This is a genomic window from Streptomyces sp. MMG1121 (assembly GCF_001280015.1).
GTDB lineage: Bacteria > Actinomycetota > Actinomycetes > Streptomycetales > Streptomycetaceae > Streptomyces.
This window is the reverse complement of sequence record NZ_LGDV01000191.1, coordinates 38,336-46,428: the sequence shown is the minus strand read 5'-3', so window position 1 is coordinate 46,428 and position 8,093 is coordinate 38,336. Positions and strand designations below refer to the sequence as shown.

General features: G+C 73.8%; 6 protein-coding genes. 1 reads left to right on the top strand and 5 read right to left on the bottom strand.

All coding sequences use genetic code 11. From position 1 onward, the window contains the following. Positions 1–240 precede the first annotated feature (240 nt). Positions 241–2,595, top strand: a complete 2,355-nt coding sequence (locus ADK64_RS21110) for a SpoIIE family protein phosphatase (RefSeq protein WP_053661310.1) — start codon at positions 241–243, stop codon at positions 2,593–2,595. Position 2,596: 1 nt separating this feature from the next. Here the strand turns inward: ADK64_RS21110 and ADK64_RS21105 are convergent, their stop codons facing one another. The 5 genes from ADK64_RS21105 to lon form a co-directional block, all read right to left on the bottom strand. Continuing rightward, complete coding sequence (locus ADK64_RS21105; RefSeq protein WP_053661308.1) at positions 2,597–3,130, bottom strand: hypothetical protein; 534 nt, start codon at positions 3,128–3,130, stop codon at positions 2,597–2,599. A 74-nt stretch (positions 3,131–3,204) separates the two neighbouring features. Then, positions 3,205–3,648, bottom strand: a complete 444-nt coding sequence (locus ADK64_RS46055; protein WP_053661306.1) for a DUF1153 domain-containing protein — start codon at positions 3,646–3,648, stop codon at positions 3,205–3,207. 158 nt (positions 3,649–3,806) lie between these two features. After that, a complete protein-coding gene (locus ADK64_RS46050) occupies positions 3,807–4,403 on the bottom strand; it encodes a hypothetical protein (RefSeq protein WP_053661304.1) in 597 nt (198 codons plus the stop codon). Between the two features lie 188 nt (positions 4,404–4,591). Further along, positions 4,592–5,551, bottom strand: coding sequence for a serine/threonine-protein kinase (locus ADK64_RS21090; RefSeq protein WP_053661302.1), 960 nt, complete (start codon positions 5,549–5,551; stop codon positions 4,592–4,594). A gap of 94 nt (positions 5,552–5,645) precedes the next feature. Continuing rightward, entirely contained in the window at positions 5,646–8,075 is a 2,430-nt protein-coding gene (gene lon / locus ADK64_RS21085; protein WP_053661300.1) for an endopeptidase La, read from the bottom strand. Positions 8,076–8,093: the final 18 nt, after the last annotated feature.

Sequence of the window (8,093 nt, the reverse complement as noted above, 5' to 3'; positions counted from 1 at the left end):
CAGGCGTTGGCCAACGGCTAGCGCAACACCCTCCCGGCCAGGGGTCCGGGGATCGCCCCCGGGCAAGCACAGCAACGGCGCTCTGGACCGGGTGCAGGCCTTGGCCAACGGCTAGGCGCCGCAATGCATGTGCGGCGGCCGTCCCCCTGTGGAGGGCCGCCGTTCCTGCGTTGGTGCTCCAAGCCGCCCCGGACGATCCTGGTCAGGAGAGCCTGCCGAGCAAGGGCGAGATGAGCGGCGATGGAGCGACAGTCGACGTACACGGCCACGGCCACCATCGATGAGCAGGGCATTCTCACGGGCTGGAGCGACGGGGCGCGGCGGCTGCTCGGCTACGACTTGCCCGATGTCGTCGGCCGTTCCGCCACCGCACTGGCCGCCGCCGACGGCGCGGCGGTCCGCCGCGCCCTGGCCGGGCGGCAGCGCTGGAACGGCACCGTCCCGCTGCGCCACCGCGACGGCCGGCTCCTGGAACTGGGCGTGCTCGCCCATCGCCGTACCTCGGAGTCCGGGGTCACCGACTGGCTCGTGGTGAGCGCCGTACCGGCCCGTGCGCAGCCGCCCCGGGGCGAGCCGCTGGAGGAGTGGACGTTCCTCCAGTCCCCGTTCCCGCTGGCCATCTTCGACGCCGACCTGCGCCTGGTGCGCGCCAACCGCCGGATGGAACACGCCCTCGCGCTGCCCGAGGCCGCGGTGCGCGGGCTGCGTCTGCCGCACATCGTGCCCGGCGTCGCGAGCCAGGGGGCCGACAGGTCGATGCGGCTCGCGCTGGAGTCCGGCCGACCGCAGGAGACCGGGGTGCGGCTCGGCCCGGAGCTGGGCCACAGCACCCTGCTCACTCCGCTGAAGGACGCCGGCGGCCGGGTACGGGCCGTCTGTCTGTCCGCCCGGCCGCCCGCCGCCCAGGACTCCACGGCCACGCCGGGCGACGTGCGCGCCGGCACGGGAACGGAGCAGGCGCGGGCCGCGCGGGAACTCGGCGAGGTCACGGTCCCCCGGCTCGCCGACGTCATGGCGGTCGACCTGTTCGACACCCCGCCCGAGGGGGCCGAGGAGCCCGCACCGCAGCCGGGCCCGGTCGTGCTGCGCCGCGCCGCCCTGCGCGCCGTACCGGACGGCGGGCGGGCGGGCGGCGACACCGGGGTCGGCGAGGTCGTCGTCTGCCCGGCGGACTCCCCGCCCGCCCGGTGCCTGGCGGAGGGCCGTCCGCTGCTGTACGACACGACGGACCCGGCCGTCGCCGCGTGGGCGGCGCTGGACCCGGGTGCGGCCTGGCTGCGTGCGTCCGAGGCGGGCTCGCTGCTGTCGGTGCCGCTGCTCGACCCGGGCGGCACCCTCGGAGTGGCCCTCTTCGGCCGGCGACCCGGCCGGGAGCCGTTCGGCCCGGAGGATCTGCGCCGGGCCCAGGAGTTCGCGTCGAGGACGGCGGCCGGCATCCGGCAGGCCCGCGACCACGCCCGGGCCCGCACCACCACGATGGCCCTCCAGCGCAGCCTGCTCCCGCACACCCTGCCCGACCAGGCCGCCCTGGAGATCGCCACCCGCTATCTGCCCGCCGCCACCGGGGCCGGTGTGGGCGGCGACTGGTTCGACGTGATCCCGCTGTCCGGCGCCCGGGTGGCGCTCGTCGTGGGCGACGTGGTCGGGCACGGCATCCGCGCCTCGGCGACCATGGGCCGGCTGCGCACCGCGGTACGTACCCTGGCCGACGTCGACCTGCCCGCCGACGAGCTGCTCACCCACCTCGACGACCTGGTGCTGCGGCTCGCCGCCGACGAGAGCAGCGCGGACCCGGCCGCCGACACCGCCGGCGGCATCGGCACCACGTGCCTGTACGCGGTGTACGACCCGGTCTCGCGCCGGTGCACCCTGGCCCGGGCCGGGCATCCACCGCCCGCCGTGGTCACCCCGGACGGCACCGTCCGCTTCCTCGACGTACCGGCCGGGCCGCCGCTCGGCCTCGGCGGGCTGCCCTTCGAGGCCATCGAGACCGAACTCGCCGAGGGCAGTCTGCTCGCCCTCTACACCGACGGGCTGTTCGAGGCCCGGGACCACGACATCGACGAGGCGCTGGACAAGATGTTCGCCGCGCTCGGCCGGCCCGCGAAGTCGCTGGACTCGGTCTGCGACCACGTCCTCACCGCCCTGCTGAGCCACCGCCCCGACGACGACATCGCCCTGCTCGTCGCCCGTACCCGCGCCCTGCACGAGGACCGGGTCGCCGCCTGGGAGCTGGCGGACGACCCCACCGTGGTCGCCCGCGCCCGCAGCCTCACCCGTGAGCAGCTGTCCGCGTGGGACCTGGACGAGGCCACGTTCACCACCGAGCTGATGGTCAGCGAGCTGGTCACCAACGCCATCCGCTACGGCCGCCCGCCCATCCGGCTCCGGCTGATCCACCACGACTCCACCCTGATCAGCGAGGTGTACGACGCCAGCGGCACCACCCCGCACATGCGCCGCGCCCGCATCTTCGACGAGGGCGGCCGGGGCCTGCTGCTGGTCGCCCAGCTCGCCGAACGCTGGGGCACCCGGCACGACCGGGTCGGCAAGACGGTGTGGGCGGAGCAGTCGCTCTCCGGGGCCGCCGGTTGAGTCAGCCACTGCCACCGTTGCCTCCACGGCCGCCCTGACCGCTGGTCTCGCAGCCGACCCCGAGGCAGACCCCGCCGTTGCCGCCCCGGCCTCCGTCGCCGCCGTTGCCCGTGCCGGCCGTGGCGCCTCCGTCGCCGCCGTTGCCTCCGTTGACGCTGCCCGAGCAGACGCCGACGCAGACCCCGCCGTTGCCGCCCTTGCCACCGGCCCGCCCCGGTGCGCCGGTGGTGCCGTCGCCGCCGTTGGCGCTGCCGTTGCAGAGTCCGGCGCAGATGCCGCCCTTGTGTCCGTCGGTGCCGTTGACGGTGCCGTTGCAGTTGCCCGCGCAGATCGAGTCGCCGATACGGACGCTGCCGTTGCCCACATGGATGGTGCCGCCGCCCGCGTGGAGGCTGCCGAGGCCGGGCGGGCCGCTGCCGGATCCGCTGACGACAGGGCCGGTGTCGGCCATCGCGGCCGGTGCCATCGCGCCCCCGGCGATGACCACGGTCGAGACCGCGAGTCCGAGACCGAATTTCCAAGAGTGCCTGCACATACGATTTCCCTTCTCCTCATTCCGTCCCCGGCCCTTGCTGTCGGGCCGGGACGGCCGGTCCTTTTCTCGATTCCTCACGGAGATTCGGGCTGCAGAAATGCGAGCCAGTCACCGCTCAGGAGCTGGCGCTCCCACTTGCTGATCTCCTTCTCCGAGATCTTGTACTTCTTGGCCGCGTCGGCCTGGGTCACCCGGCCGGTCAGCACGGTCAGCGCGATCCGTGCCTTGTCCAGCCGGGAGAGTTCCGACGTCGGCTTGTCGGGCAGGTCGTGGAGGTCGCGGAAGGCGGAGCAGCCCGGCTTGCCGGGCCGCCCGGGCTCACCCGGCCGTCCGGGCGCACCGCCCTTGCCGCCTTCGCCTCCTTCTCCGCAAGACGACGACTGGTGGGCCAGGGCCGTGTGGCCGGTGGGGGCCGGGGCCGTGTGGGTGGCCGCTTGGGCGGCGCACGCGGTGGTGGTGACGAGCGCCGCGGAGGCCGCCGCGAGGGCGAAGGGGCGACGCCAGGAGCTTGTGGACATCGGGGGGCTCCGTTTCCGGTCAGAGGTGTCGGGTGAGGGGGCGGGTGCGGGCTCGGTGGCCCGGGCACGGGGTGGAGGCCTGGGGTGGCCTCCACCCCGTCGACCGTCAGGCGAGACGGTCACAGGAGACAGACGGAGGAGACTGGCGGAGGAGACCGTCAGAAGAGGCTGATGCCACCGGCTCCACCGGACCCGCCGGCGCCGCCGAAGAGACCGCCGTGGCCGCCCTTTCCGCCCTTGCCGCCGCTGCCGCCCTGGAAGACGCTGTTGCCGCCCTTCCCGCCGTTGCCGCCCTGGCCGCCCACGAGGACGCCGTCGCCACCGCCACCGCCGCTGCCGGCGCCACCGCCGGAGAGGATCCCGAAGCCGCCGTCGCCGCCGGCGCCGCCCTTGCCGCCGATGACGCCGTCACCACCGCCACCGCCACCACCGCCGCCGCCACCGGAGAGGATGCCGTCGCCGCCCTTGCCGCCGGCGCCACCGTCACCACCGGTCCCGAGGACGCTGCCGCCCCCGGATCCACCGGCGCCACCGCCGCCGCCGATCAGGCCGGAGCCGCCGTCACCACCGGCCCCGCCGGCGCCGCCGCCGTGCACGAAGGCCACGGTCGACGTGGGCATCGGGGCCGCCATCGCGCTGGACACAGGGAGCAGGACACCGCCGGTGACCAGTGCGGCCGAGGCGACGGCAGTCGCCAGCCGGAGACCTCGGCGCTTCGGACGGATTTCGTCGTGGGTGCGAACATTACGAGCCATGATTTTCTCCCATGAATGCGAGGAATTCCGGAGAGAATTTCCACTCTCCGTGCCGCCTCATTTCCTTTCCGGTGAGGCCGCACTTCAAGTAGGCCCGAAGACGAAATCCGGGTCATGTTCCGAGGACTCGGGACTTGACGGCACCACGACGGTCGGGTAAAGCCCGCATAAGCGCGAGGGCGCCGGGGTCAGACGAGGAACGGCCGGGCCCAGGACGGCGGCTCCGGCGGCGGAACGCGGTCCACCACGGTCGGCGTACGCCGGCGGGGAGCGGGGCCGGCAGCTTCACCGACGGCGGTGCGCAGAGCCACGACGAACTCCAGGCACGAGCCGTAACGGTCGTCCGGCACCTTCGCCAGGGCCCGCCGCAGGGCGTCGTCGGCGGCCGCGGGCAGGCCGGGCCGCCCCCCGCTCAGTGCGGGCGGCGGCTCGTACTGGTGGGCCCAGAGCAGGTCGAGGGGGTCCTCCCGGCGGAAGGGCGGGGTGCCCGCGAGGGTCTCGTGGACGACGCAGGCCAGGCTGTACAGGTCGGACCTGCCGTCCACCGGGCGTCCGGCGATCCGCTCGGGGGCCACGTAGTCGAGGGTGCCGACGAACTCGCCCGCGCTGGTGAATCCCGTGAGCGACAGCGACTTCTTCGCCAGCCCGAAGTCGGTGAGGTAGACGTGCTCGGGGTGCTCGCTGTCGACGCCCTTGGCGACCAGGACGTTGGCGGGCTTCACATCCCGGTGCACCAGGTCGCGGGCGTGTGCCGCGTCGAGCGCGGAGGCCAGCTGGGCCGCGATCCGCAGCGCGGCCGGCACCGGCAGCGGGCCCTCCCGGTCGATCAGGGCGCGCAGGTCCGGGCCGGCCACGAGGCACATGGCGATGTAGAGGATCCCGTCGGCCTCACCGGCCTCGAAGACGGGGACGATGTGGGGGTGCTCGATGGCGGCGGCCACCCGGGACTCCTGGGCGAAGCGCCGGCGGAAGGCGTCGTTGCGGGTGTACTCGGGGGCGAGCAGCTTGAGGGCGACCGTCCGGCCGAGGCGCAGATCCCTGGCGCAGTAGACGACGGCCATGCCGCCGCGGCCGAGTTCGCGCTCGACCCGATAGCCCGCGATCTCGGCCCCGATCAGGCCGGAGGGGCTCTCGGGGGGCCAACTCACGCCTGAATTCTACCGACCCATCCCCCTGTGAGCGCACGGCGAAGGCCCGGGCCTCCCTCACGGGACCCGGGCCTTGCGTCTCCGGTCGCGTCCGTCACGCCGCGACCGGAACCTCCGGCGCCGCACCGTTCGTCGCGGGCGCGAGCGCCAGCTCCAGGACCTGGCGAACGTCGGTCACGGTGTGGACGTCGAGCTTGTCCAGCACCTCGGCCGGGACGTCGTCCAGGTCGTGCTCGTTGCGCTTGGGAATAATCACGGTGGTCACCCCGGCGCGGTGCGCGGCGAGCAGCTTCTGCTTCACGCCGCCGATCGGCAGCACACGGCCGGTCAGCGAGACCTCGCCGGTCATCGCCACGTCCGTGCGGACCAGCCGGCCGGACAGCAGGGACGCGAGGGCCGTGGTCATCGTGATGCCCGCGCTCGGGCCGTCCTTGGGGACCGCGCCCGCCGGGAAGTGGATGTGCACACCCCGGTCCTTCAGGTCGGCCACCGGCAGCTCCAGCCCGGCCCCGCGGCTGCGCAGGAAGCTCAGCGCGATCTGCGCCGACTCCTTCATCACGTCGCCCAGCTGACCGGTCAGGGTCAGCCCGGCCGCGCCCGTCTCCGGGTCGGCGAGGGAGGCCTCGACGAAGAGCACGTCGCCGCCGGCGCCGGTGACCGCGAGACCGGTCGCCACACCCGGCACGGACGTACGGCGCTCGGCCGGGTCCTGCGCGGACTCGGGCACGTGGTGCGGACGCCCGATCAGCGCGCGCAGGTCCTCGTCCCGGACGGTGAACGGCAGCTCCCGCTCGCCGAGTTCGTGCTGGGCCGCGACCTTGCGCAGCAGCCGTGCGACGGACCGCTCCAGGGTGCGCACGCCCGCCTCGCGGGTGTACTCGCCCGCGAGCCTGCGCAGCGCGCCCTCGTCGATCGTCACCTCGTCCTTGTTCAGCCCGGCCCGCTCCAGCTGGCGCGGGAGCAGGTGGTCCCGGGCGATGACGACCTTCTCGTCCTCGGTGTAACCGTCCAGCCGCACGATCTCCATACGGTCGGCAAGGGCCTCCGGGATTGCTTCCAGGACATTGGCGGTGGCGAGGAAGACCACGTCGGACAGGTCCAGCTCGACCTCCAGGTAGTGGTCCCGGAAGGTGTGGTTCTGCGCCGGGTCGAGGACCTCCAGCAGGGCCGCCGCCGGGTCGCCCCGGAAGTCGGAGCCCACCTTGTCGATCTCGTCCAGCAGGACCACCGGGTTCATGGACCCGGCCTCCTTGACGGCCCGCACGATCCGGCCGGGCAGCGCACCGACGTACGTACGCCGGTGGCCACGGATCTCGGCCTCGTCGCGGACGCCGCCGAGGGCGACGCGGACGAACTTGCGGCCCATCGCGTGCGCGACGCTCTCCCCCAAGCTGGTCTTTCCGACACCGGGCGGCCCGACCAGGGCGAGCACGGCACCGCCGCGCCGCCCGCCGATGACACCCAGGCCACGCTCACCGCGCCGCTTGCGCACCGCCAGGTACTCGGTGATGCGCTCCTTCACGTCCGCCAGGCCCGCGTGCTCGGCGTCCAGGATCGCCTTGGCGCCCTGGATGTCGTACGCGTCTTCCGTGCGCTCGTTCCACGGCATCTCCAGGACCGTGTCCAGCCAGGTGCGGATCCACGACCCCTCGGGGGACTGGTCGCTGGACCGCTCCAGCTTGTCGACCTCCTTGAGCGCGGCCTCGCGCACCTTCTCCGGCAGGTCGGCGGCCTCGACGCGGGCGCGGTAGTCGTCGGACTCCTCGGCCGAGTCCTTGGAGTTCTCGCCGTTCAGCTCGCGCAGTTCCTTGCGGACGGCCTCCAGCTGACGGCGCAGCAGGAACTCCCGCTGCTGCTTGTCGACGCCCTCCTGGACGTCCTTGGCGATGGTCTCGGCCACGTCCTGCTCGGCGAGGTGGTCGCGGAGCTGCTGCGCGGCGAGCTTGAGCCGGGCCACCGGGTCGGCGGTCTCCAGCAGTTCGATCTTCTGCTCGATGGTGAGGAACGGTGAGTAACCGGAGTTGTCGGCGAGCGCGGAGACGTCCTCGATGGCCTGGACCCGGTCCACGACCTGCCAGGCGCCGCGCTTCTTCAGCCAGGTGGTGGCCAGCGCCTTGTATTCCTTCACGAGGTCCGCGACCTGGCCGGGCAGCGGCTCGGGCACACTCCCCTCGATCTCCGCGCCCTCGACCCAGAGGGCCGCTCCGGGGCCGGTGGTGCCGGCGCCGATCCGTACGCGGCCGCGGCCGCGGATCAGAGCCCCCGGGTCACCGTCGGCCAGCCGGCCGACCTGCTCGACCGTGCCGAGCACACCGGTCCTGGCGTACGTGCCGTCGATGCGTGGCACCAGCAGCACCTTGGGCTTTCCGGGCGCCGACCGGGCGGCGGCCTGCGCGGCCTCCACCGCGGCCCGCACCTCGGCATCGCTCAGGTCCAGCGGAACCACCATGCCCGGCAGCACGACCTCGTCGTCGAGCGGCAGCACGGGCAGGACGAGCGTGAACGCCGTGGACTCAGCAGCCATGATCTCCCCTTGGGCAGT